20 protein-coding genes and 1 pseudogene are annotated in these 23,873 nt (G+C 72.2%); 5 read left to right on the forward strand and 16 right to left on the reverse strand.

The annotated features are described in order from the left end of the window. Positions 1 to 351: 351 nt before the first annotated feature. The 3 genes from QA802_RS32135 (at position 352) to pntB (ending at position 4,302) form a co-directional block, all read left to right on the forward strand. Complete coding sequence (locus QA802_RS32135) at positions 352 to 879, forward strand: DM13 domain-containing protein (RefSeq protein ID WP_334535008.1); 528 nt, start codon at positions 352 to 354, stop codon at positions 877 to 879. 384 nt (positions 880 to 1,263) lie between these two features. Continuing rightward, positions 1,264 to 2,841, forward strand: coding sequence for a Re/Si-specific NAD(P)(+) transhydrogenase subunit alpha (locus tag QA802_RS32140; protein WP_334530039.1), 1,578 nt, complete (start codon positions 1,264 to 1,266; stop codon positions 2,839 to 2,841). Between the two features lie 6 nt (positions 2,842 to 2,847). After that, a complete protein-coding gene (gene pntB / locus QA802_RS32145) occupies positions 2,848 to 4,302 on the forward strand; it encodes a Re/Si-specific NAD(P)(+) transhydrogenase subunit beta (RefSeq protein WP_334530042.1) in 1,455 nt (484 codons plus the stop codon). Positions 4,303 to 4,651: 349 nt separating this feature from the next. On the opposite strand, the gene QA802_RS32150 is transcribed toward pntB, so the two are convergent. The 4 genes from QA802_RS32150 to modA form a co-directional block, all read right to left on the reverse strand. Then, the gene (locus tag QA802_RS32150; protein WP_443042306.1) at positions 4,652 to 6,133 is read right to left on the reverse strand and encodes a family 43 glycosylhydrolase; all 1,482 of its coding nucleotides are present in this window, start codon (positions 6,131 to 6,133) and stop codon (positions 4,652 to 4,654) included. Positions 6,134 to 6,685: 552 nt separating this feature from the next. After that, positions 6,686 to 7,810, reverse strand: a complete 1,125-nt coding sequence (locus QA802_RS32155) for an ABC transporter ATP-binding protein (RefSeq protein ID WP_334530045.1) — start codon at positions 7,808 to 7,810, stop codon at positions 6,686 to 6,688. Further along, positions 7,807 to 8,697: a molybdate ABC transporter permease subunit gene (gene modB, locus QA802_RS32160; RefSeq protein ID WP_334530048.1), complete on the reverse strand. Its 891-nt coding sequence runs from the start codon at positions 8,695 to 8,697 to the stop codon at positions 7,807 to 7,809. The genes QA802_RS32155 and modB overlap by 4 nt, the downstream gene beginning before the upstream one ends. Beyond that, the gene (modA, locus tag QA802_RS32165) at positions 8,694 to 9,536 is read right to left on the reverse strand and encodes a molybdate ABC transporter substrate-binding protein (RefSeq protein WP_334530051.1); all 843 of its coding nucleotides are present in this window, start codon (positions 9,534 to 9,536) and stop codon (positions 8,694 to 8,696) included. The genes modB and modA overlap by 4 nt, the downstream gene beginning before the upstream one ends. 322 nt (positions 9,537 to 9,858) lie before the next feature. Between modA and QA802_RS32170 the strand changes: the two genes are divergently transcribed. Continuing rightward, positions 9,859 to 10,803 (forward strand): Ppx/GppA phosphatase family protein, encoded by a 945-nt coding sequence (locus tag QA802_RS32170; RefSeq protein ID WP_334530054.1) that lies wholly within the window; start codon positions 9,859 to 9,861, stop codon positions 10,801 to 10,803. A 32-nt stretch (positions 10,804 to 10,835) separates the two neighbouring features. Here QA802_RS32170 and QA802_RS32175 read toward each other — a convergent pair whose 3' ends face one another. Continuing rightward, positions 10,836 to 11,276: a VOC family protein gene (locus tag QA802_RS32175; protein ID WP_334530057.1), complete on the reverse strand. Its 441-nt coding sequence runs from the start codon at positions 11,274 to 11,276 to the stop codon at positions 10,836 to 10,838. A gap of 216 nt (positions 11,277 to 11,492) precedes the next feature. On the opposite strand from QA802_RS32175, the gene QA802_RS32180 reads away from it, so the two are divergent. After that, entirely contained in the window at positions 11,493 to 12,239 is a 747-nt protein-coding gene (locus QA802_RS32180) for a phosphatase PAP2 family protein (protein ID WP_334530060.1), read from the forward strand. A 38-nt stretch (positions 12,240 to 12,277) separates the two neighbouring features. Here QA802_RS32180 and QA802_RS32185 read toward each other — a convergent pair whose 3' ends face one another. The 11 genes and pseudogenes from QA802_RS32185 to QA802_RS32235 all read right to left on the reverse strand — a co-directional run bounded on the left by QA802_RS32185 (position 12,278) and on the right by QA802_RS32235 (position 23,873). After that, on the reverse strand, positions 12,278 to 13,612 hold the full coding sequence (locus QA802_RS32185) for a glutamate-1-semialdehyde 2,1-aminomutase (protein ID WP_334530063.1): 1,335 nt from the start codon (positions 13,610 to 13,612) through the stop codon (positions 12,278 to 12,280). Positions 13,613 to 13,619: 7 nt separating this feature from the next. Beyond that, positions 13,620 to 14,171 (reverse strand): dTDP-4-dehydrorhamnose 3,5-epimerase family protein, encoded by a 552-nt coding sequence (locus tag QA802_RS32190; protein WP_334530066.1) that lies wholly within the window; start codon positions 14,169 to 14,171, stop codon positions 13,620 to 13,622. Then, on the reverse strand, positions 14,168 to 15,445 hold the full coding sequence (locus QA802_RS32195; protein ID WP_334530069.1) for a polysaccharide pyruvyl transferase family protein: 1,278 nt from the start codon (positions 15,443 to 15,445) through the stop codon (positions 14,168 to 14,170). The genes QA802_RS32190 and QA802_RS32195 overlap by 4 nt, the downstream gene beginning before the upstream one ends. Next, positions 15,442 to 16,389 carry a glycosyltransferase family 2 protein gene (locus QA802_RS32200; protein ID WP_334530072.1) on the reverse strand — a complete coding sequence of 316 codons (948 nt, stop codon included), beginning with the start codon at positions 16,387 to 16,389 and terminating at the stop codon, positions 15,442 to 15,444. The genes QA802_RS32195 and QA802_RS32200 overlap by 4 nt, the downstream gene beginning before the upstream one ends. Next, positions 16,386 to 17,675 (reverse strand): MATE family efflux transporter, encoded by a 1,290-nt coding sequence (locus tag QA802_RS32205; RefSeq protein ID WP_334530076.1) that lies wholly within the window; start codon positions 17,673 to 17,675, stop codon positions 16,386 to 16,388. The genes QA802_RS32200 and QA802_RS32205 overlap by 4 nt, the downstream gene beginning before the upstream one ends. Before the next feature lie 5 nt (positions 17,676 to 17,680). Next, positions 17,681 to 18,964, reverse strand: coding sequence for a DUF4910 domain-containing protein (locus tag QA802_RS32210; RefSeq protein WP_334530080.1), 1,284 nt, complete (start codon positions 18,962 to 18,964; stop codon positions 17,681 to 17,683). Further along, complete coding sequence (locus QA802_RS32215; RefSeq protein ID WP_334530082.1) at positions 18,952 to 19,986, reverse strand: NAD-dependent epimerase/dehydratase family protein; 1,035 nt, start codon at positions 19,984 to 19,986, stop codon at positions 18,952 to 18,954. The genes QA802_RS32210 and QA802_RS32215 overlap by 13 nt, the downstream gene beginning before the upstream one ends. A gap of 3 nt (positions 19,987 to 19,989) precedes the next feature. Further along, the gene (locus QA802_RS32220) at positions 19,990 to 20,637 is read right to left on the reverse strand and encodes a PIG-L deacetylase family protein (protein ID WP_334530085.1); all 648 of its coding nucleotides are present in this window, start codon (positions 20,635 to 20,637) and stop codon (positions 19,990 to 19,992) included. Continuing rightward, positions 20,634 to 21,428, reverse strand: a complete 795-nt coding sequence (locus QA802_RS32225) for a glycosyltransferase family protein (RefSeq protein WP_334530088.1) — start codon at positions 21,426 to 21,428, stop codon at positions 20,634 to 20,636. The genes QA802_RS32220 and QA802_RS32225 overlap by 4 nt, the downstream gene beginning before the upstream one ends. Continuing rightward, the gene (locus QA802_RS32230) at positions 21,425 to 22,669 is read right to left on the reverse strand and encodes a class I SAM-dependent methyltransferase (protein ID WP_334530091.1); all 1,245 of its coding nucleotides are present in this window, start codon (positions 22,667 to 22,669) and stop codon (positions 21,425 to 21,427) included. Before QA802_RS32230 ends, QA802_RS32225 begins: the two co-directional genes overlap by 4 nt. Beyond that, positions 22,666 to 23,873 (reverse strand): annotated as a pseudogene (locus QA802_RS32235) (glycosyltransferase). Before QA802_RS32235 ends, QA802_RS32230 begins: the two are co-directional and overlap by 4 nt.

Genomic DNA, 23,873 nt, shown 5'->3' on the forward strand with positions numbered 1-23,873 from the left:
TGTCGAAGACGCGCGTGCCGGGGCCGCGTCGGTGTTGTCCGGACCGGCCCGCACCATGGCAGCCGGCGCTCGGAGTGGGACGCCGGCTGCCGGCCGGGGACGGACAATCCCGAGCACCGCTGAGCCGAGCCTGCGCTGCGGATCTCATGGCGGACGGCTCCAGCCCGTGCACGGCACCGGGCTCCCACCCGCGCCCGAGAGGCCGCCGTAAGCATTCCGTCATCACCTCCGGGACACGGAACGGCCGCCCGCTTCTGTTGGATGGGGAGGGACAGGCCACTTCCAGGAAGAGAGGCGGGGGATGGGCGCGTGCGAAAACTACTGAGCAGGCCGTTGGTCATCGTGGTGCTGATGGTGGCGGTTGCCGGAGCCGGCTTCGGGGCGTACTGGTTCCAGCCGTGGAAGCTGTGGCAGGACGAGACCGTCGAGGAGGCCCTGCCTGACACCGTCGAGACCTCCCCACCTCCTGCCGGGGTGCCGTCGAAGGAAGAGCCCTCCGAGCAGCCCTCGCCGACCACCAGTGGTCCGCAGACGCTGGCGAGTGGTGACCTGATCAGCCACGAGCACGCGACATCGGGCACAGTGAAGCTCGTAAGGCTGGCCGACGGCTCCCACGTCGTCCGGCTGGAGAACCTCGACACCAGCAACGGACCGGACCTGCGTGTCTGGCTGACCGACGCGCCGGTGAAACAAGGGAGGGCAGGGTGGCACGTCTTCGACGACGGAAAGCACGTCAGCCTCGGCAAGCTCAAAGGCAACAAGGGAAGCCAGAACTACGCGCTGCCCAGTGACGTGAACTGGTCGAGCTACAACAGCGTGAGTATCTGGTGCGACCGTTTCGACGTCTCATTCGGCGCCGCCGAGCTCGCCCGTCTCTGACAGCGGTGCGACCGCAGCTCGACCGGGTCGGGCAGCGGCAGAGCTGTGGGGACCGGCCGTCGTACGACTCGAGGAGTCATCGCTGAGGGTCACGGAAGCAGGATCATCTTGCGTAAAACCGAATCCGGCTCGCCCGTAGAGCTGCCTCTTGATTCTCTTGATGCGGTTCACGGCGCCTTCGGTGCTGCCGGAGCTCCGGTCCAGGGTGCGTGCGGCTGTCACTGCGTCGAGGTCTCGGAGAAGGCGGAGTGCGAAGCCGGTGAGACCGGATAGCCGGCCGGCAGGGTCGAACGTGAAAGGTGTGGGCACCGATGGATGGACAGCACACGTGACGCCGGGCGCACGGGCCCCACAGCGACACGCTCACGACGAGAGAGGAAGACCATGGCCGCACCGGAAGCGGAAACGGAAGCGCAGCGGATAGGCATACCCGCCGAGTCCACCGCGGGCGAGACGAGAGTTGCGGCGACACCCGCCACCGCGGCCCGACTTGTCGCCCTCGGATACCACGTGGTCGTCGAGGCGGGAGCGGGAGAGTCGTCCCGCTTCCCGGACGCGGCCTACGTACACGCGGGCGCCCGACTCGGCGACCCCTGGGCGGCGGACATCGTCCTGAAGGTCAACGGCCCCTCGAACGAGGAGATCGGCCGACTGCGCGACGGAGCGACGCTGATCGCGCTGATCGGCCCCGCACTGCACCCGGAACGGGTCGAGGAACTGGCGCGGCGCCCGATCACCGTGCTCGCCATGGACGCCGTCCCACGCATCTCACGCGCCCAGTCCCTCGACGTCCTCAGCTCGATGGCGAACATCGCCGGATACCGGGCCGTGGTCGAGGCCGCGCACGCCTTCGGCCGCTTCTTCACGGGCCAGGTCACCGCCGCCGGCAAGGTGCCGCCGGCCAAGGTCCTGGTGGCCGGCGCGGGTGTGGCCGGACTCGCCGCGATCGCCGCGGCCCGCAGCCTCGGCGCCGTCGTCCGCGCCACCGACCCCCGGCCGGAGGTCGCCGAACAAGTCCGCTCGCTGGGCGGCGAGTTCCTGGCCGTGCAGTCCAGGCAGGAGACCGGCGCCGACGGGTACGCCAAGGCCACCTCCCACGACTACGACCGGCTCGCCGCGCAGCTCTACGCCGAGCAGGCGGCCGAGGTCGACATCATCGTCACCACCGCGCTCGTCCCGGGCCGGCCCGCGCCGAAGCTGATCACCGCCGAGGACGTCGCGCGCATGAAGTCCGGCAGCGTGATCGTCGACATGGCCGCGGCCCAGGGCGGCAACGTCGAGGGCACGGTCGCCGGTACGGCGGTCGTCACCGACAACGACGTGACGATCATCGGCTACACCGACCTGCCCGGCCGGCTCCCCGCCCAGTCGTCCCAGCTGTACGGCACCAACCTCGTCAACCTGATGAAACTCCTCACCCCCGGCAAGGACGGCCGGCTCGTCCTCGACTTCGACGACGTCGTACAGCGGTCGATGACGGTGGTCCGCGACGGCGAGAAGACCTGGCCGCCGCCTCCGGTGCAGGTGTCCGCCGCGCCCGCCCCCGCCGCGGCCCCGGAACCCGCCACGCCCCCCGACCTGCAGGCGAAGCCCGCACGGTCCGCCCCGTCCGTACGGTCCGCGCGGTCCGGGTACGCGCTCGTCGGCGCCGGAGCCCTCGCGCTCTTCCTGGTGACCGCCTTCTCGCCGCCCCCACTCGTCGCCCACTTCACGGTCTTCGTCCTGGCGATCGTCATCGGCTTCTACGTCATCGGCCAGGTGCACCCCGCGCTGCACACCCCGCTGATGTCGGTCACCAACGCGATCTCCGGGATCGTCGTGGTCGGCGCGCTGCTGCAGATCGGGCAGGGGGACACCGCCGTCACCGTGCTGTCGTTCGCCGCGATCCTGCTGGCGAGCATCAACATCTTCGGCGGGTTCGCCGTCACCCGCCGCATGCTCGGCATGTTCTCGAAAGGCTGATCACGGATGACCACCACCACGGCCGCACACGCCGCCTACGTCGTCGCCGCGCTGCTGTTCGTCCTCAGCCTCGCCGGACTCTCGCAGCACCGGACCTCCCGCTCGGGCATCGTCTGGGGGATCACGGGCATGGTCATCGCGCTGACCGCCACCGTCGGCCTCGCCTCGCGCACCGTCACCGGCACCGGCCTCGTGCTGACCGCCGTCGCCATGGCTCTCGGCGCGGGCATCGGACTGTGGCGCGCCCGGGTCGTCGAGATGACCGGCATGCCGGAGCTGATCGCCGTCATGCACAGTCTCGTCGGCCTCGCCGCGGCGCTCGTCGGCTGGAACGGCTACCTCGACGTCGAAGGCGCGGGCGGCCACGCCGGGCAGCAGCTCACCGGCTCGCTGCTGCGCATCCATCACGCCGAGGTCTTCATCGGCGTGTTCATCGGCGGCGTCACCTTCACCGGTTCGGTCGTCGCCTACCTGAAGCTGTCGGCGCGCATCAGGTCCAGCCCGCTCATGCTCCCCGGCAGACACGCCCTCAACCTCGGCGCCCTCGCCGCGTCCGCAGTGCTCACGATCGCGTTCGTCACGCGCCCCCACCCGGCACTGCTGGTCGCGGTCGCCGCGGTGGCCCTGGCCCTCGGCGCGCATCTGGTCGCCTCCATCGGCGGCGGCGACATGCCGGTGGTCGTCTCGATGCTGAACAGCTACTCCGGCTGGGCCGCCGCGGCCTCCGGCTTCCTGCTCGACAACGACCTGCTGATCGTCACCGGCGCGCTGGTCGGCTCCTCCGGCGCCTACCTGTCGTACATCATGTGCAAGGCGATGAACCGCTCCTTCCTCTCGGTGATCGCGGGCGGCTTCGGTGTCCAGGCGGTGGCGGGCGAGGACGGCGACCACGGGGAGCACCGGGAGATCAGCGCGCTGGGCACCGCGGAACTCCTGCGCGACGCGTCCTCGGTGATCATCACGCCGGGCTACGGCATGGCGGTCGCCCAAGCCCAGTACCCCGTCGCGGAGCTGGCCCGCAAGCTGCGCGAGCGCGGCGTCGAGGTGCGGTTCGGCATCCACCCGGTCGCCGGCCGGCTGCCCGGGCACATGAACGTGCTGCTCGCCGAGGCGAACGTGCCCTACGACATCGTCCTGGAGATGGACGAGATCAACGACGACTTCGCCGCCTCCTCGGTCGTCCTGGTCATCGGCGCCAACGACACCGTCAACCCGGCCGCCGCCGAGGATCCGGCCAGCCCCATCGCCGGGATGCCGGTACTGCACGTGTGGGAGGCGGTCGACGTGATCGTCTTCAAGCGCTCCATGGCCACCGGATACGCCGGGGTGCAGAACCCGCTGTTCTTCCGGGAGAACACCCAGATGCTGTTCGGCGACGCCAAGCAACGGGTGGAGGACATCCTGCGCAGCCTCGACGCCACGGACGCCCCGGCCCCGGTCATGGCCGGCGCGAACGGCTGAGGGCCCTCGTCCGGGGCTCCGGTGTGTCGGCAGCGCGCCTCGCCGTGCAGATACCGGTCAGGTATCTGCACGGCGTGTGGCGATGACACTCCGGCTCCCGGACGACCTGCCGGTCATCGCCGAGCGCCTGGCGGTGTGGTTTCCCGTTTCCTGACGCCTGCGCCGTCGGCCGTCCCCGTTGCGGTGAGCGGTGAGCGGCGGGCGTGGGCCGTGCGCCGAGTCGGTCACCGCCCCTTCCACGAGCTGGGTTCCTGCTCGCGGAAGGGGCGTGGCGTCCTCGGCGCACGGCTCGGGCCGGTCCGGCGGCGAGGCCGGTCCGGCGGCGAGGCCGGTCAGGCGGCGAAGCGGATCACGCGGTGGTGGGGACGAGCTTCCACTGCTGGCAGTTGTTGTTCAGCCAGGACCACTGGCGTACGTCGACGCCGTTGCCGGTACCGCAGTTGGCGACGTCGGCGACCTTGCCGGTGGCGGCGTTGGTGATGCGGACGTAGTCGCCGCCGGTGTAGATCAGGCGGAACTTCTGGCAGTTGTTGTTCAGCCAGGACCACTGCCGGATGTCGGTGCCGTCGGCGGAGGCGCAGCCGGCGACGTCGGCGACCTTGCCGGTGGCCACGTTGACCAGGCGGCTGGTGTCGTCGGCCATGTCCTCGATGCGCCACTTCTGGTTGGCGCCGCCGGTGCAGCTCCACTGGAAGATGTTGGTGCCGTCGGCGGTGTTGCCGCCCTCGACGTCGAGGCACTTGCCGCTGTTGCGGTTGACGATGTTGTAGGCGGTCGGGGTGGTCGCGGTCTCACCGGAGGGGCCGGGCAGCGAGGTGCCGAGGGCGACCGGGGCGCCGAAGTTCGGGGTGCCGTCGGCGTTCCACGTGAACTTCTGCGCGCGGGTGGTACGGCCGTTGCCGCAGCCGCCGTTGGCCGCGCTGTTGGCGTGGTAGACGATCCAGTTCTCGGTGCCGTCGGGCGAGCTGAAGAAGCCGTTGTGACCGGGACCGTAGACGCTTGCCGCGTCATTGCGCTGGAAGACCGGCGTCTGCTTCTTCGTCCAGGAGGCGGGGTTCAGCGGGTCGCTGCCGGTCAGCTCCAGCTGGCCCAGCTTGTAGTCGGCGGTGCCGCAGAAGCTCGCGGAGTAGGACAGGAAGGTGCGGCCGTCGTGGTAGAGCGGCTCGGGGCCCTCGTTGACCGGACCGCCCTGGGTCTCCCAGCTCAGCGTGGGGCTGGAGATGATCTTGAAGGGGCCGCTGAGCGTGTACGGGTTGCTCATCGGGGCGATGACGAGGCTCTGCGTACTGCCGTTGATCTTGCCGCTGCCCACCAGGTAGAGGTCGTCGTCGTGCTTGAGGACGGTGGCGTCGATCAGCCAGCCCTGCGCGGCGGCCGGCCCGGGGGTGAGGCTGGCGTCGGTGAGGATGTTCTTGTACGTGTACGGGCCCAGCGGGTCGGTGCCGGAGCTCTCCAGCACGTGCGTGCGCTGGGTGTCGCAGCAGGAGGCGCCGGCCTGGGCGGCGGAGTAGTACAGGTACCACTTGCCGTCGAGGAAGTGGATCTCCGGAGCCCAGATGTTGTCGTTGCGGCCCGCGGTGGTGTCCGACCAGACCTCCACGCTCGGGGCGGTGCTCAGCCCGGCGAGGGTCGGGGACTTCCGTATGAGCAGTTTGTTGGTGAACGTGGTCGTCACCAGGTAGTAGTTGCCGCTGTAGTACTCCAGCCAGGGGTCCGCGCCCTTCTGCGACTTGAGCGGGTTGGTGTAGGGCTGGCCGGCGGCCGCGGCGGTGGGCTGCGTGGCGACGACCAGCAGGGTGGCGATCAGGGACAGCAGGGCTGTCCCGAGCATCGCCCAGCGACGGCTCGATCCTTGACGGTACATGGTGCGGAACACGGGGGTCCTTCCGGCAGCGGCTCGTCCAGGCCTCTCGTTCTAGCGGCTTCCCCTCCGCTTGTTCGAGATGGCGAACGGTGTGCGTAGTGTCGGCCGAAAGGTAAAGGTGTGCCGGGAGTGACGTCAATGGTTCGGACATGGTCGGATGACTCGGACACGGCCGACTGCCCGAACGACCCCGAAGTCGACCCCGACGCCTGACCGCCCGCTGGTTCGGCCGCCGTGCCCACCCCCCCCACACACACACCCTGCAGGCGTCCCTTGCAATTGATCATCTAGTGGCCGCGGTTCAGCAGGAGGTGGGATGCGGGGCGGCATGGTCTGCCGATATCGGTGCATCGCCTCTCGAAGTCTGGTGGGAGCCAGGAGATCGTCCCCCCGTCAGGAATCCCGAAGTCGCGCACGACCGCACGACCGCACGCAGGCGGTGTCCCCGGCCCGAGGGCTGTTCGAGGGGGCGCCGCCTCGTCGCGTGCCGGGTCAGGCGCGAGGCGGGTCCTCGGGTCCTCAGGCGGGGTAGGCGTGGGTCTGGGTGGCCTTGACCGTTGCCCATACCGCGGTGCCCGGGTGCAGGCCGAGTTCCGCCGCCGCCACCGTCGTGAGGTCGGCGGCGAGGGGGAGTTCGCCGGTGAGGTCGGCGCGGATCAGGTCGCCGCGGGTGTCCAGGCCGGCGACCTCGCACCGCCAGAGGTTGCGTGCGCTGGAGCCGGTGGGGCGGTCCCGGTGCAGGGTGACCGCGCTGGGCCGGAAGGCGACGAAGACCGGGCCGGTGAGGTCCTCGGTGGTCGTGATCCGGGTCGTGACACCGGGGCCGCCGTCGACGTGGACCGTGTGGCCTTGCGCCTCGCCCTGGTAGAGGTTGAGGCCGACGAGGTGGGCGATGTAGTCGGTGCGCGGGTGGCGGGCGATGTCGGCGGGGCTGCCCTGCTGGACGATGTGGCCGTCCTCGATGACGACGAGGTGGTCGGCCAGGACCATCGCGTCCAGCGGGTCGTGCGTGACGAGGACGGCTACCGCTTCGAACTCGGCCAGGTGGTGCCCGAGTTGAGCGCGGACGTCGAGGCGGGTGCGGGCGTCGAGGGCGGCGAGCGGCTCGTCGAGGAGCAGCAGACGCGGGTGGGTGGCCAGGGCCCGGGCGAGCGCGACGCGTTGCGCCTGGCCGCCGGAGAGCTTGCGGGGCTTGCTCCCGGCGTGGTCGGCGAGGCCCATGCGGTCCAGCCACCGCGCGGCCTGGGCACGTGCCTGCGCCTTGGTCGCGCCGTGGCAGCGCGGCCCGAAGGCCACGTTGTCCAGCGCGCTCAGGTGAGGGAAGAGCAGGTAGTCCTGGAAGACGACTCCGACCGGGCGGGACTCCGGCGTGGTGCGGTGCAACTCGACGCCGTCCAGGCGGAGGTGGCCGTCGGTGAGCGGGACGAGGCCGGCGAGGGCGCGCAGCGCGGTCGTCTTGCCGGCGCCGTTGGGACCGAGGAGCGCGACGACGTCACCGGGCGCCGCGGTCAGTGCCACGTCGAGGCGGAAGGAACCGCGGTCGAGCAGCAGCCGGGCGTCGAGCCCTGCTCCGTCCGGGGCGGACGCGCCGACCGGGTCCTGCGCGTGGTGCGCGTCGCGTGCGGTCTTCTCGGTGTCGCTCATGAGGCCGTCATCCAGCGGTCACGCAGTCCGGCCAGCACCGCGATCGACACGGCCAGCAGGACGAGGCTCAGGGCGATCGCGGCCTCCGGGTCGCTCTGCAACGCCAGGTACACGACGAGCGGCATGGTCTGCGTACGGCCGGGGAAGTTGCCGGCGAAGGTGATCGTCGCGCCGAACTCACCGAGCGCCCGGGCCCACGCCAGCACGGCGCCGGCCGCGATGCCGGGGGCGATGAGCGGCAGTGTGACCCGGCGGAACGCGGTGAAGCGCGACGCGCCGAGCGTCGTGGCCGCCTCCTCGTAGCGCGGGTCGGCGGCGCGCAGGGTGCCCTCGACGCTGATGACGAGGAACGGCATCGCCACGAAGGCTTCCGCGACGACGACCCCGGCGGTGGTGAACGGCAGGGTGATCCCGAACCAGGAGTCCAGCCACCGGCCCATGACGCCGTTGCGGCCGAGCGCCATCAGCAGGGCCACGCCGCCCACCACCGGCGGCAGCACCAGCGGAAGGGTGACCAGCGCCCGCAGAAGCCCGCGTCCCGGGAACTCGACCCGGGCCAGCAGCCAGGCCAGCGGCACCCCCAGGACCAGGCTCACCGCGGTCGCCGCCGTCGCGCAGACCAGGGACAGCTGGAGCGCCTGCCACACCTCGGTGCTGGTCAGCAGCTCGGGCATGCTGCGCCAGGGGGCCCGGATCAGCAGGGCGACGAGGGGGAGGACCAGGAACGCCAGCCCGAGCAGCGCGGGCAGGAGAAGGGGAAGCGGGGCGCCCCTGCCGACCCCGCGGGCCCCCGGGGTCCTGTGGGCGTGGGGGCGGCGTGGGCCGCCGGTCAGGGTGTCCGCGGCGTCGGCGGCGCCGGCCTTGTCCGGGCGCGGGGAGGTCGTCACGGCTGGAGGAACCCGGCCTCGGTGAGGACCTTCTGACCTTCGGCCGACTGCACCAGCGCGATGAACGCCTTGGCGGTCTCGACGTTCTTCGAGTCCTTGAGCAGGGCGATCGGGTACGCGTTGACGGCCTGCGCCGACTCGGGGAAGTCCACGCCCTCCACCTTGCCGCCGGCGGCCTTCACATCGGTCTTGTAGACCACGGCGGCGTCGGCCTCCTTCAGGACCACCTTGGTCAGGGCCGACTTGACGTCCTCCTCGTAGGAGACCGGGGTGAGCTTCAGCTTGCCGGCGTCCAGGGCTTTCTGGGCGGCGGCGCCGCACGGGACGGTCTTGTCGCACAGGACGACCTTCAGCGAGGACTTCGTGAGGTCCTTCAGGGAGGCGATCTTGTCCGGGTTGCCGGGAAGGGTGGCGATCTCCAGCTGGTTGCGGACGAAGGCGGTGGGCGTCCCCGAGGCGTTCCCCGCGTCCGTCACGATCTTCATCGTCTTGGGGCTGGCGGAGGCGAACACGTCGGCGGGGGCGCCACCGGTGATGCTCGCGGCGAGGGAGTCGCTGCCGCCGAAGCTGAAGGTGACCTCCGTGTCCGGGTGGGCCTTCTCGAAGGCCTTGCCGAGCGTGGTGAAGCTCTCCTTGAGCGAGGCCGCGGCGAAGACCGTGACCGTGCCGGACGGCTTGCCCGAGGTGGAGGAGCCTGACGTCGCGGACGAGTCGGAGTCGGACGACGAGCAGGCGCTCAGGGCCAGCAGGGCGGCGGCCCCCGCTCCGGTCACCTGCAGCATCCGGCGAGTCAGGGTCAGGGTCGGGGTCCGGCGGGTCGGGCGCACGGAACGGGTCATCACGGGTGAACTCCCTCTGGTCCTGACGGACGCCTCTACGCTCTCGTTCGATCATTCTGCCGCAGATGCGAGGCATATATCTCCTGTCGCATCGCATGAGCCGGAGCACGGATCTTCATTGCATGGCATGTGCGTTCGTGCGACGAAGCGGTGGCCGGCGGGCCGGGACCGGACGGACGGTGTGCGGGCGGTGACGATATGCTCATGTGCGGTCCGGAATCCTCGTCGTGCCGTCGTCGAGGGGCCCCGGAGGCCGGTGGGACGAGGAGCCGTTCAGGTCGGGCGCGGGGGCGCCGGGGCGGGCGGCGGGGGAGGCGATGGGATGCGGCAGGCGGGTGTGCTCGACGTCGGGTGTCACAGTGCGCTGCTGACGGTGGTGCGGCGGCGTCCGGGTACGGTGCTGGAGCCCGTGTTCTCCCGCAAGGTCCGGCTGCGACTGCACGAGACCCTCGACCGCACGGGGCGTCTCGACAAGGCCGGCGTGCGCAGTGTCGAGCGGGCCGTCGCCGAGGCGGTCGCCGCAGATCCGCGGCCGCGCGGACCGGAGGTGTTCGCGTTCGCGACCTCCGTCATCAGGGACGCGCCCAACCGGGACGAGGTCATCGCCCGAGTGGCCCGCACCACCGGCACCCGTCTGCGCGTGCTGACCGGCGAGGAGGAGGCGCGGCTGGCCTATGTGGCCGCCCGCCAGTGGGCCGGCCCGGCGGCCCGGCAGTTGCTGGTCCTGGACATCGGCGGCGGCACCGTGGAGATCGCCTCCGGCACCGGCGACCGGCCCCGCGTCGTCCACTCGCTGCCGCTGGGCGCCCGCAGGATCACCCGGGACCGGCTTCCCGGCGGCACAGTGCCCTCCCCGCGTCGCCTGGCGGAGATCCTTCAGCACCTCCGCCGGTCCCTGGCAGCCGTCCCCGACCTGCCGCGGGCCGAGCCGGGAGGGCGGGTGCTGGCCTGCTCCAAGACCTTCGAACAGCTCGCCCGGCTCGCCGCCGCCCAGAGCGGGAAACCGCGCACAGGACGGCGGCTGACGCTGCCCCGACTGCACGTGGCCGCGCGCCTGCTGGCGGACGCGGCGCCGTCCCGCCGTGCCGAACTCCCGGGCATCTCCCGGCACCGTGCCGGGCAGTCACTGGCCGGAGCCCTGATCGCGCAGGCGCTCATGGAGGCCTGCGGGGCCGAGAGCGTCGAGATCTGCCCCTGGTCCACCCGGGAAGGGCTCCTGCTCGAACACCTCGGCGTGACTCCGGCCGTCGCGGGCGTTGACGGCTGACCGCACATCGACGGTCAGCCGCACATCGACGACTAGCCGATCCGTTCGGCCAGGGCGACGATGATTCCCGACGGGCCGCGGAGGTCGCAGAGGCGGTAGACGTTCTCGTACTCGGCCACCTCGCCGAGGAGTTCGGCGCCATGGCGGCGCAGGCGGGTGATCGTGTCGTCGATGTCGTCGACGGCGAACATGACACGGTGCAGGCCCAGCGTGTGGGGCGGCGGGTTCGGCGGTCCGGCGGTGACCGCCGCGGGGGCGTGGAACTTCGTCAGCTCCAGCTTGCCGTGGCCGTCCGGGGTGCGCATCATCGCGATGGCGCTGCGGACCCCGTCGAGGCCGAGCATCCGGTCCGGGCAGACGCCCTCGAGCTCCGCTTCGCCCTCCAGCTCCATGCCGAGCTCGGTGAAGAAGGCGACGGCGGCCTCCAGGTCGTCGACGACGATGCCTACGTTGTCCATCCGCTGAATCGTCACGGGGTGCTCCTTCTTCGTCGCGCAGTACGTTCTGACTACTGATACCGCCACGACGGAGCCGGTGCGGCGTTCTTTGCACCTCGGCGTGACCGCGTCGTTGGTTAGGGTGGTGACAGCTTGCGCGCGGGCCAAGTCCTACACATCGGGGGGTCGTTGGTGGGGAGTCGGCAGGGGGGACCCGCGGGACGCGAGGGGCGCGGGGGACGCGAGGGGCGGGTGAACGGGCGGTCGGCGGGCTCGGCGCTGCCTTTGTCGCTGCGCGCGTCGCTCGGGCCGGTCGGGGGACTCGCCGCGCTGGTGGTCGTCGTGCTCGGGGTGCTGTACGCGGGCGACGGCGAGCCCGGCAGGGTGGACCGGTGGGTCGTCCGGCCGACGGAGGACAGTGTGCGGTCGCCGTGGCGGAACGCCGCCCTGGCCGTGGACTTCCTGGGGGAGCCCGTGGGGGCGGCGCTGCTGCTGGTGGCCTTCGTGACGGGCTGCCTGCTGCTTCGGCGTCCTCGCTCGGCGGTGCTCGTCGTCCTCGGCGCCGGCCTCGCCGTGGGGACGGCGACGCTGCTCAAATCCCTGGTGGGACGCACCATCCACGGTGACGACAACCTGTCCTACCCGAGCGGGCACACCGCGTTCGCCACCGCGCTCGCCCTTATGGCGGCGCTGCTCGTGACCGGCCGGCTCGGCCTCCGCGGGACCGCCGGCACGTCACTGATGCTCATCGCGGCGACGGCCGCCGGCGCGGCCATGGGCTGGGCGCAGGTCGCCCTGGGCGCGCACTATCCGACCGACGTCCTCGGCGGCTGCTGCACCGCGCTGGCGGTGGTGCCGGCGACCGCGTGGCTGATCGACCGGACGGCCGACCGGCTGGCCGACCGGTCGGCGGACAGGTCGGCAGGTCCGGTCGCCGACTCGTCGGCCGATCCGGTCGCCGGTCCGCCGGCCGACGTCGGCCGGCACGAGCGCCGCTGACGTGACGTGAGGGGACGTCAGCGCCGCGCCGCGCCACGTCACGCCAGGCGGCGGAAGACGGGCTTCACGGGTCGTCCGCCGAGCCAGGGGGTGGGGTCGCCGGCGTCCAGGGCCTTGCGGTACACGGCGCACGCCTGGGCCACCACGTCGACGGTGTGAGCGATGTCGGAGTCGTCGAGCGCGCTGCTCACCACGAACGACGGGGCGAGCACCCCGCCCGCGAGGAGTCGGCGCAGGAACAGGGTGCGGTACTCCTGCGACGGCCGCCCGTGTTCGTCGAGGGTGGCGAAGACCAGGTTGCTGGCCCGGCCCCGCACGACGAGGTGGTCGCCGACGCCCATGCCGGCCGCGGCGTCGCGGACCCCGGCGGCCAGCCGTTCGCCGAGGGCGTGCAGCCGCGCGGTGACGCCCTCCTCGACGTAGGTGGTGAGCACGGCCGTAGCGGCGGCCAGCGAGTGCGTCTCCGCGCCGTGCGTGGTGGACAGCAGGAACACCCGGTCGCCGGGGTGGCGCAGCCCGCCCCGCTCCATCAGCTCGCGGCGCCCGGCCAGCGCGGAGACGGCGAACCCGTTGCCCAGCGCCTTGCCGAACGTGGAGAGGTCGGGGACGACGCCGTACAGGCCCTGGGCGCCCGCCTCGGACCAGCGCAGGCCGGTGATCATCTCGTCGAAGACCAGGACACAGCCGTGCCGGTCGGCCAGTTCGCGCAGACCCTCGAGGTAGCCGGGCGGCGGCTCGGTGTGCGTGGCGGGTTCCAGGATCAGGCAGGCGACCTCGTCCTGGTACCGGGTGAGCAGCTCCTCCGTGGCGGCCAGGTCGCCGTAGGGGAACGCCACGGTGAGTTCGGCGGTGGCGTCCGGGATGCCGGCGGACATCGGCGTGGTGCCGATGAACCAGTCGTCGGTGGAGAAGAACGGGTGGTCGGCGCAGAGGGCCACACGTGGGCGGCCGGTGACGGCGCGGGCGAGGCGCACCGCGGCGGTGGTGGCGTCGGAGCCGTTCTTCGTGAACTTCACCATCTCGGCGGTCGGCACCGTCGCCAGGAAGCGTTCCGCGGCCTCGGCCTCCACGATGGACGGCCGGACGAAGTTGCTGCCGCGGTCGAGTTGCCGTCGCACCGCCTCGACCACCCGGGGGTGGGCGTGGCCGAGGCTGACCGAGCGCAGGCCGGAACCGTACTCGATGTACCGGTTGCCGTCGACGTCCCACACGTGGGCGCCGTGGCCGTGGCTGATGACCGGGGCCAGGTTCTCGGGGTACTGGTCGTCGCCCTTGGCGTAGGTGTGCGCGCCCCCGGGGATCAGGGCGTGCAGCCGCTCGTTCGCCGCCCGCGACCGGGGCAGCACAAGCTCTCCGGTGTCTTCGGTGTCCACGCCGACCTCAACTCTCGATTTGCTGGAGGACCTTGGCGAGGCTCGGCGCCTCCCGGTCCCGCTGGGACATCGACGTGACCGGCAGCGGCCAGGGAACGGCCAGCTCGGGGTCGTCGAAGGCGATGGTCACGTCCTCGGCCGGATCGTGCGGGCGGTCGATCCGGTACGAGGTGTCGGCGGTCTCCGTCAGCGCCTGGAAACCGTGCGCGCATCCCGCCGGAATGTACAGGGTCGTCTGCGTCTCGCCGGACAGCTCGAAGGTGGCCACGTTGCGGTAGGTCGCCGAGCCCGGGCGCAGGTCCACGACGACGTCGAAGATCCTCCCGTACGAGCACCGCACCAGCTTCGCCTCGCCGGCGCCGGAGCGCAGGTGCAGGCCGCGCAGCACACCGCCGGCCGAGCGGGACAGGCTGTCCTGCACGAAGGCGTCCGGGTCGAGGCCCACCGAGCGGAGCACGTCGGCCTCGAAGGTGCGGCAGAAGAAGCCGCGCTCGTCGGCGTACGGCGTCGGCTCGAACAGGTATGCGCCGGAGATCTCCGGGACTTCGGTCGCTTTCACGGGGTCTCCTGCCGGGCTTGGGCTTGGGCCTGTGCGTGGGCTTGCGGTTGGGTGCGGGGGTGACCGGGCGTCGGGAACAGGGCCGCGGTCAGGGCGGCGAACTGGCGCTCGACACGCCGCGAGGCGGCCAGATTGCCCGCGGCGAGGGTCCGCCGCAGCTCCGCCGATCGCTGTTCCAGCGTCCGGAACTGTTCCAGCAGCCGATCGGCGTCGACCTCGCGGGCCGGGTGGCAGTACGCGCCCAGTCCCATCCGTTCCATGAGCGCGTCGCTCTTCGCCGAGTAGCTGATGGCCAGGGTCGGCACGCCGACCTTCAGCGAGCAGACCAGGTTGTGGTAGCGGGTCGCCACCACGGCGCCGGCTGCCGCGATCTCCTTCATCAGCTCGGCCAGCGAGGTCGTCTCGGCGGCGGTGACCAGCGGCGAGTCCACCGCGTCGACGATCGCGGCGGCCACCGGCCCGTCGAGATCGTCGCCGGTGATCAGCCGGACCGGCCTGCCTTCCTCGACCAGCGCGCGGACGAAACGGGTCGTCCCGTCGAGGTAGCGCCGGTGGATCTCCTCGGCCCGGGCGCGGTCGTCGTCGCTGCCGTGGAAGTCCATCACGCCGACGCAGACCGGTCCCGGCGGCTGCGGCGGTCCCGCGGGCACGCTCGCCGACGGCGCCGGCAGGGCGAACGCGAGGTCCTCGTAGATCTCGTCGCGCGAGGTGTCCGCGCCCATCGCCCGCATCGCCTCGCGGGACATCGCGTCCCGGAACGACCGGTAGCCGGCCAGCCGCGCCGACCAGCGCGTCAGGGTCCGGGTCGACCGCCGGCCGATCACCGCGGCTCCCACACTCACCAGCGCGACCCGGGTGCGCAGCAGCCGGCCGGACGCGCAGAGCAGGAACAGCGAGTACGGGAAGCCCCACGGCCGCAGCGGCAGCGTGGCCTCCAGGACGCCCGTGCCCGGCACGATCACCACGTCGTGCCGGCGCACCCAGGCGCTGATGCGGACGACGTCGACGAGCTTGCCCAGACCCTTGCCCGCGATCGCGCCCGCGCGTGACGCGGTCCGGTACTCCCCGCGGTACCAGTTCATCCGCGTCGCGGGGATCCGGTACCTGGCCGTGACGTCCTCGGGCCCGCCGCACAGCGCGTCCACGACCGCGTCCGGGTGCTCGGCGCGGAGGTAGCCGAGCACCGCCTCGAGCGACCCGTTGTTGCCGACGTTGCCGGCGCCGAGCAGGCCGAACACCCCGACACGCACCGGAGTCCTCTGCGTGGACGTCATCCCTGCCTCCCCTCACGGCCGGCGACGAGGGCGTCGACGGAGACGGTGAGCCCGGCCGGGTCCACCGGGGCGCGGTCCTCGACCCGCTCGCCGGCGCCCGGCCGGACGCGGCTGGTCATCCAGGCGGCGAGGTGGCCGTAACACGCGCGCCGGTCCGCCGTGGACAGCGGGGCCCGCCGGATCGCCGAGACGAAACCCCAGACGTACTCGGCGAGCAGTCGGGGCGTCGGGTGCAGCGGGCCCGCCCGGCGCGGGTCCAGGTTGACGCACCGGGACCGCTTGGACGGGTTCGCCCGCTCGGCGCGGGTGGGATGGTCGCGGCGGAAGTACAGCAGCTCGGGCACCTGGTGGAAGGGCCCGTGCAGGGTGATCTCGGCGACGAACGCGCGGTCCGCGTGGTGGTAGCTGTCGTGCGGTTTCACCCGGCGCAGCACGTCGGCCCGCATCACCCCGTAGAAGTCGTCGCCGCCGGGCTCGAACAGCAGGCTGCGGAAGCGCTCCGGCGCGTGCGGCGAGTCGGTGGCGAGCCCGTACGCGTAGGGGACCTTCACCCGGCCGTCGCCGTCGATGACCGCCTGCCCGCTGTGCGCGAGGACGACGCCCGGCCGTTCGTCCAGCGCCTCCACACAGCGCCGCAGCAGGTCCCGGGCGTACAGGTCGTCGTGCGAGGCCCACTTGAACAGTTCGCCGCGGCACTCGGTGAACACGTGGTTGTGGTTCGGCGCGGCGCCGATGTTCCGGGCCAGCCGGATGTACCGGATCCGCGAGTCCTTCGCCGCGTACGCGCGGCAGATGTCCTCGGTCCCGTCGGTCGAGGCGTTGTCGGAGACGACCAGCTCGAAGTCCTCGTAGGTCTGGCCGAGGAGGGCGTCGAACGACTCGGCGAGGTACTCCTCGCCGTTGTACACGGGCAGGCCGATGCTCAGCCGGGGTCGGGCGGTCATGACGTCCTCACTTCGCGGATGGGTTCGTGGTGGCGCTCGCGCAGGGCGGACCGCAACTGCAGCCACCACACGGCAGAGCTGCAGACGGACGCGCAGGCGACGCCCCAGGCCGAGCCGGCCGTGCCGGCCGCGACCGCGCCGCCGAGCCCGCCGCCGACGTAGCAGACGGACGCGAACAGCTGGCAGCGCAGGCTGCGCCGGGCGGCGGCGAGCGCGCGCAGCCCGGCCGCCGCGCCGGTGCCGAGGCCCGCGCCGGCGACGCTGAGGGTGACCGGCGCGATGAGCTCCGCGGCCGACTGCCAGACGTCGCCGAGCGCCAGCTCGCCGAGCCGGTCCGGCATCAGCTGCAGCGCCGCGCCCCAGAGCAGCGCGGCGGCGGCCTGCCCGCCGCCGAGCAGGAGGCAGAACTTCCCGAGCCGGTGCGGGGCCTGCCGGAGCACCCGTGCCGCCTCCGGGACGGTCACCAGCGACAGGCCCATGAGCACGGCGAGGAACGGGCCGAGCAGCAGCTCCGCGCCCCGGACCGCACCGACCGCGCCGACTCCGACGATCGCGCCGAGTCCGTACGCCCGCAGCTGGCTCGCGCCGCTGAGGCTGACGTTCTCGACCAGGTACCGGTAGCCGAGATCGCGCTGCTCGCGAAGCCAGCCGCGGGCCTGGGCCGGCCGCGGCCGGATGCCGGACTGGAGGCAGCCGTACGCGGCTGCCACCGCGGCGGACGCGCCCCAGGCGAGCAGGAACGCGGCCACGCTGCCCCAGCGGGCCGCCACGACCATCGCGGGGACGAGCGCGACGCACCACACGAGGTCGTTGACGAACGCCTTCCGGCCGGCGCCGGCGGCGAAGAACGAGAACCGCCAGGCGTCCTGCAGCACCAGCCCCGGCAGCACCACGCCGAGACACGCGAACGCCGGCCCCAGGCGGCCGCCGAGAGCGAGGCCGATCGCCGCACACGCCGCGCCGATGGCCACGCCGACACCGAGCGCGGTTCCCGACGACCGGGCCACCGCACCGCGCCAGGACGCCTCGGAGACGCCGCTGAAGCGCACCACGAGCGGGTCGGTGGTCAGCCCGCGGGAGACGTTGAGCACCACGCCGTACGTCACCCAGGCCAGGCTGAACACGCCGAACGCGGTCAGTCCCAGCGAGCGGGCGACGTAGACGCCCACCGCGAAGTTGGACACGCTGGAGGCCGCCTGGTCGGCCAGCCCCCAGGACAGCCGGCCGAGGAGGGCCCGCTTGGCGGATCCGGCCGGCGCCGTCGTCTTCTCCCCCTCGGTGGTCATCGGCGTCATGCCTTGATCAGTTCGGCGTCGCGCAGGGCGTCCGCCGCCGCGGCGACCGTGTCGAACGGCAGCCCGGACCGCTCGGCGACGTCCAGCAGACTGTGCTCGCCGTCGGAGAGGCTGAGCACCCACAACATGGCCAGCTGCGCCTCCTTCGCGTCGCTGCGGCCGCCGAGCGAGTCGTACAGCCCGCGCCGGCCCAGCTGCGGCTCGCCGTAGGGGCTGAGGTTGACGTACCGCCGGTTGCGGTCGAGGACGGCGAACGCCTCACGGCAGACGGCGAGGGTGTCCGCCATCGCCTCCGGGGTGACGAAGCCGGGGTCGTCCGCCGAGGTGTGGTACTCGGGATACCCGGCGTACGGGGTCCGGCTGAGCGAGCCCACGGCGAGGTCGAACCCCGGCGAGCAGTACTGCCGCTCGTCGTAGCCGTAGGGAGTGAACTCCTTGATGTCGTGCGGGCGTTCGGAGGCCGTCAGGACATGGCGCAGCACCCGGTCGATCTCCGCGTCGCCGCGCCTGCTCTGCTTGTACGTCAGCCGGCCCCGGTCGCCGGCGCAGGCCAGCACCAGCCCGTGCTTGACCCGCTCGACCCGTTCCGCGTTGCGGGCCAGCCAGGTGATCGCCCCGATCGTGCCGGGCGCGTAGATGAACCGGTAGGTGTAGTGCGGCGTTTGCTCCGCGAGCGACCGGGCCAGGAACGTCGCCACCGCGATGCCGGCCAGGTTGTCGTTGGCCAGCGACGGGTGGCAGACATGGCAGGAGACGATCACCTCGTCGGCGACCTGCCCGGGGACCACGTGCTCGGCGTAGGTGAGATGGCCGTCGGCGAGCGTCGCGTCGACGCACACCTCGTACTCGCCGTCCGGCATCGCGTCCAGGGTCTCCTGGGCCAGGCAGAACCCCCACTGCGGCTGGTAGTAGCTGGTGCGGTACGGCACCCAGGACGGGTGGTCCGGCAGGGTGTGCAGATGTCCGCGCAGCTCGGCGAGCGGCATCCGCGCCGACACCGGCACGCTGTAGCCGAGCACGTGCAGGCTGGACGCGGCGAAGTCGACGACGCGTTTCCCGGCGGCGTCGGCGATGTACGCGTCCTTGATGTTCCACTCCTGCGGCACCGTCCAGTCGAGCACCCGGGTCCCCGTCGGCACCTCGTGCACCTGGAGCGGGACGTACTCGCCGACGATGTCCAGGGTGGCGCGCACCCCGTCGCCGGTGATGCTCCGGCACAGCGGGTACAGCCGCTCCACCAGGGCGTGCATCTCCTGGCCGGTCACGGTCACCGGCGCCACCGCAGGGTGTCGTCGACGGCGCCGGCGTCGGACGCGGCGCGCAGCACGGCGAGCCGGGTGAAGCGCTGCTCGAATGCCTCCCGGGTCAGCGCGTGCTCGCGGTAGGCGTCGGCGAGTTCGAGCGCGCCCCGTTTCACCGTCCACTCGCAGTCGAAGCCGGGGATCGCGGCGCGGAACCGGGAGAAGTCCACCCGGTAGGACCGCGGGTCGGCGCCGTTCTCCCCGGTGATCACCACTTCGGAGCCGGCCACCGCCTCGGCGACCTGGCCGGCGATCTCGGCGACCGTGACGTTGTTGGTCTCGCTGCCGATGTTGAACGCCCGGTCGTGCACCGCCTCGCGCGGCGCGACCAGCGCGGCCGAGAAGGCGCGGGCGATGTCGGCGGCGTGCACCAGCGGGCGCCACGGCGTGCCGTCGGACAGCACCCGCACCTCGCCGGACAGCAGGGCGTGCCCCACCAGGTTGTTCAGCACGATGTCGGCGCGCAGCCGGGGCGAGTACCCGAAGGCGGTGGCGTTGCGCATGTACACCGGGGTGAAGTCGCCGTCGGCGAGCGCGTGCAGGTCGTCCTCGACCCGCACCTTGGACTCCGCGTACGGCGTGACCGGGCGCAGCGGGGCGTCCTCGCCGACCAAGTTCGACAAGTCGGGGTCGCCGGCGGCGCCGTACACCGAGCAGGTCGACGCGTACAGGAAGCGCCGCACCCCGGCCTCCCGGGCGAGCCGGGCCAGCCGCACGGACGCGTGGTGGTTGATGTCGTAGGTGAGCTCCGGCGCCAGCGATCCCAGCGGGTCGTTGGACAGGGCGGCCAGGTGGATCACGGCGTCCACCCCGGCCACGTGCTCGGCGGTGACGTCGCGCAGGTCCACCCGGTGCCCCGGCGGGTCCGCGGGCGCCGGGCCGAGGACGCAGTCGGCGAACAGGCCGGCGTCCAGGCCGACGACCTCGTGCCCGGCGGCCGCGAGGACCGGGGCCATGACGGTCCCCAGGTAGCCCTGGTGTCCGGTCAGCAGTACGCGCATGGTTCAACCCCCCAGGTTGAGCGTGAGTTTGGTGACGGCGAACGCCTCGGCGTATCGCTCGTGGCATTCGATGCCGCGGATCCGGGCGAGGCCGAGGAAGGCCTCCCGGTCGTACCAGGGCCGGTGCCGCTGCGAGGGGTAGTGCTCCTGCAGCAGCCGCACCTTCTCCTCGGCGATCTGCGGCGACAGCGGCTGGTACCCGGACGGCCGGCCGAGGTCGCCGTCCCACTTGACGATCTCGTAGCCGAGCACGAGGTGGTCGCGGAACGCGGTGCGCATCAGCTTCGCCAGACCGCGGTGGTCCTGGTGCGCGTCGTCGGTGCGCGGGGCGAGGACGAGATCCGGTTCGGTCTGCCCGCGCAGCTCCTCGACGGCGTCCTTCGCCTCGCCCCAGTGCGACGGCAGCCGGCCGTCCGGCAGCTTGAGCACGGTCAGCCGCAGATCGGCGCCCGGGCAGAAGGCGGCGAGCGCGGCCCGCTCCTCCTGCTCGCGCTCACCGCCGCCACCGGACAGCACCAGCGCGTCGACACGGAGGCCCGGCCGCGCGAGGCACAGCGTCAGCAGGGTGCCGCCCGCGCCGATGGCGATGTCGTCGCAGTGCGCGCCCACCGCGACGACCCGGTCCAGGCGCCCCGCCCCGAGCCGGATCACGCGCTCACCCCCGCGCCGTCCCGTTCCCACACGGCCCACGGACGCTCACCCCGGGCGTACGCCTCGTCGAGCGCGGCCCGCTCCTTCACCGTGTCGGTCGGCTTCCAGAAACCGCGGTGCTGGTGCGCCACCAGCCGCCCCTGCTTGGCCAGTCGGGCACAGCCGTCGGCCACCAGGTCGCCGCCCTCCGGGATGTGGTCGAAGACCTCCTGACGGAGCACGAAGTACCCGCCGTTCTCCCACAGCGGCATGTCGCTCACCGCGGTGATGCCCCCGACCAGGCCGTCCTCGCCCAGGTCCACGCAGTGGAACGAGGACTGCGGCGGCACCACCATCATCGACGCGCCGGCGTCACGCCGGGCGAAGTTGTCGATCATCTCCGGCAGCGGGGCGTCGGTCAGCACGTCCGCGTAGTTGGCGAGGAACATCTCGTCGCCGTCCAGGTGGTGCCGCACCCGGCGCAGCCGCTCCCCGATCGGCGACTCGATGCCGGTCTGCGCGAACGTGATCGTCCAGTCCGAGATGTCGGTGGACAACAGCTCCGTCCGCCCGCCCCTCAGCACGAAGTCGTTGGACGTCGTCTCCTCGTAGTTGAGGAAGAAGTCCTTGATGTGGTGCGCCCCGTAGCCGAGACACAGGACGAACTCCGTGTGCCCGAAGTGCGCGTAGTAGCGCATGACGTGCCAGATCAGCGGCCGCGGTCCGACCATCGCCATCGGCTTGGGCACGTCGTCCGCGGCGCCGCTGCGCATCCGCATCCCGTAACCGCCGCAGAACAGAACGACCTTCATCGCTTGACCTCGACAATGCTCAGTTCCGGTATGGGAAAGACCAGCCGCCCGCCCCACTCGTGCACGAACGACAGCTGCTCGACGAGTTCGGCGCGCAGGTTCCACGGGAGGACGAGGACGTAGTCCGGCCTGTCGGCGGCGATCTGCTCGGGCGCCAGGACCGGAATACGCGTGCCCGGGGTGAACCTGCCGTGCTTGTAGGGGTTGCGGTCCACCGTGTAGGGCAGCAGGTCGGGCCGGATGCCGCAGTGGTTGAGCAGGGTGTTGCCCTTGCCCGGGGCGCCGTAGCCGACGACCGTCTCACCGCGCTCGGCCGCCTCGATGAGGAACCGCAGCAGGTCCCGGCGCACCTTGGCCACCCGGGCGGAGAACTCGGTGTACCCGGACAGCTCCTGCAGCCCGGCCGCCTTCTCCCGGTCCAGCACCTCGGCCACCCGCCGGCTCGGCTCGCCGGCCACCTCGGACGGCCGGGCCCACAGCCGGATCGAGCCGCCGTGCGTCGGCAGCAACTCGACGTCCACCAGCGCGAGTCCGCCGCTCGCCAGCGCCCGGATCGCGGACGCCACCGTGTAGTACTGGAAATGCTCGTGGTAGATCGTGTCGTACTGGTTCTCCTCGATCAGCGTCAGCAGGTGCTGCACCTCGATCGAGACCCAGCCGTCGTCGGCGACCAGCGAACGCAGCCCCCGGGTGAACCCGACCACGTCCGGGATGTGCGCGTACACGTTGTTCGCCACCACCAGATCCGCCGGGCCGTGCTCGGCACGCACCGCCGCACCGGTCTGCGGGCTCAGGAACTCCGTGAGCGTGGGAACCCCCGCGTCCCGCGCGGCGGCGCCGACGTTCACCGACGGCTCGATGCCGAGGCAGCGGATCCCCCGCTCCACCACATGCCTCAGCAGATACCCGTCGTTGCTCGCGACCTCGACCACGAAGGCGTCGGAGCCTTCGGCGGCGATCCCCACCCGCTCCACGGCGTCCGCGACGAACGTGCGCGCGTGCTCCACCCAGGACGTCGAGAACGAGGAGAAGTACGCGTACTCCTTGAACGTCTCCTCCGGCGTGATCAGCGGCGGGATCTGCGCGAGCCAGCAGTCGGTGCACACCCGCAGATGCAGCGGGTACGCCGGCTCCGGATCGTCCAGCCGGTCCGCGGCGAGAAAACTCTCGCACGGCGGGGTCGCCCCCAGATCGACGACGCTCGCCAGCGCCGCCGAGCCGCAGAGTCGGCATCGTGTCATTTACTGCCCCCCATTGATTCGGTCCGACCCGCGATCGCGGTGCGGTACCCCTCCACCAGGCGCTCCAGGCCGACGGCCGGACTGAAGCCCTGCTCGTAACGGAGCCGGGCCGCCCGGCCCATCTCCCGGTTGAGCGCCGGATCGGCCGTGATCCGGCGCAGCGCGGACGCGAGCGAGGCCGCCTCGCCCGGCCGGTGCAGCAGCCCGGTCACCTGCTCCTCGACGAGTTCGACGAACGCTCCGTGCCCGGCGGCGACGACCGGCACCCCGGCCGCCATCGCCTCCACCGCCACCAGGCCGAACGCCTCCAGCCACGTGGACGGAACCACCACGGCCACCGACCGGGCGATGGCCTTCCGGCACTCCGCCGAGTCGTACAGGCCGACATAGCGCACGTCGTCGCGGCCCGCCGCCCAGGCGGCCACCTCCCGCTCCAGCGGCCCCGTGCCCGCGATCACCAGCGGCACGCCCACACCGCCGCCCGCGGCGATCTCGTCCCAGGCGGCCATGAGCAGCCGCACGCCCTTGGCCTCCGCGAGCCGGCCGAGGTAGAGCAGCTGCTCGCCGTCGCCCACCGGCGATCGTCCGGATCGGGCACGAAGTTGTGCTTCACCGCCAGCCGTTCGGCCGGCATGCCGGCACGCGCCAGGACGTCGCGCTGCGCCGCGGAGATGCAGAAGAACCGCTCCACACCGGACCACCACCGCCGCCGGTTCACGGACAGACTGACCGCGAGCGGCACCGTCGCCAGCCGGGAGTTCCGGTAGCAGCCGTGCCGGACGGCGGGCAGCGGCGTCGACCCGACGCACTCGGTGCACGGCCCGCCGTCCCGCTGCAGCGTGCCGGGCGGACAGACCTGGGTGTAGTTGTGCAGCGTGGCGACGGCCGGCACACCGGCGTCCGCGCAGGCCGCCAGCACCGCGGGCGACAGCAGCGGGAAGACGTTGTGGACGTGGACCACGTCCGGCCGTCCGGCGCGCAGCCTCGCGGCGAGTTCCCTGCGCACCCCCGGGTTCCACGGCACCAGCAGCGGTATCGCCGCCTTGCCGGGCAACGACCGGGCGGCGATGTCGTCGCTGCGCCGCTCGAACACCTCCACCCGGTGCCCGGCCCCGCGCAGCAACGCCACCTCCTGGTCGACGACCTTGTTCTCCCCGCTCGGCTGCGCCGAGGCGTAGCGGTTGTGCACCACGACGACGTGCAT

This window comes from Streptomyces sp. B21-105 (genome assembly GCF_036898465.1).
GTDB lineage: Bacteria > Actinomycetota > Actinomycetes > Streptomycetales > Streptomycetaceae > Streptomyces.

Coding starts and splice junctions, on each gene's coding strand:
- QA802_RS32135 (WP_334535008.1), top strand. CDS start 352: ATGGTGGCGGTTGCCGGAGCCGGCTTCGGGGCGTACTGGTTCCAGCCG.
- QA802_RS32140 (WP_334530039.1), top strand. CDS start 1,264: ATGGCCGCACCGGAAGCGGAAACGGAAGCGCAGCGGATAGGCATACCC.
- pntB (WP_334530042.1), top strand. CDS start 2,848: ATGACCACCACCACGGCCGCACACGCCGCCTACGTCGTCGCCGCGCTG.
- QA802_RS32150 (WP_443042306.1), bottom strand. CDS start 6,133: ATGCTCGGGACAGCCCTGCTGTCCCTGATCGCCACCCTGCTGGTCGTC.
- QA802_RS32155 (WP_334530045.1), bottom strand. CDS start 7,810: ATGAGCGACACCGAGAAGACCGCACGCGACGCGCACCACGCGCAGGAC.
- modA (WP_334530051.1), bottom strand. CDS start 9,536: ATGACCCGTTCCGTGCGCCCGACCCGCCGGACCCCGACCCTGACCCTG.
- QA802_RS32170 (WP_334530054.1), top strand. CDS start 9,859: ATGCGGCAGGCGGGTGTGCTCGACGTCGGGTGTCACAGTGCGCTGCTG.
- QA802_RS32195 (WP_334530069.1), bottom strand. CDS start 15,445: ATGACGTCCACGCAGAGGACTCCGGTGCGTGTCGGGGTGTTCGGCCTG.
- QA802_RS32200 (WP_334530072.1), bottom strand. CDS start 16,389: ATGACCGCCCGACCCCGGCTGAGCATCGGCCTGCCCGTGTACAACGGC.
- QA802_RS32205 (WP_334530076.1), bottom strand. CDS start 17,675: ATGACCACCGAGGGGGAGAAGACGACGGCGCCGGCCGGATCCGCCAAG.
- QA802_RS32215 (WP_334530082.1), bottom strand. CDS start 19,986: ATGCGCGTACTGCTGACCGGACACCAGGGCTACCTGGGGACCGTCATG.
- QA802_RS32225 (WP_334530088.1), bottom strand. CDS start 21,428: ATGAAGGTCGTTCTGTTCTGCGGCGGTTACGGGATGCGGATGCGCAGC.
- QA802_RS32230 (WP_334530091.1), bottom strand. CDS start 22,669: ATGACACGATGCCGACTCTGCGGCTCGGCGGCGCTGGCGAGCGTCGTC.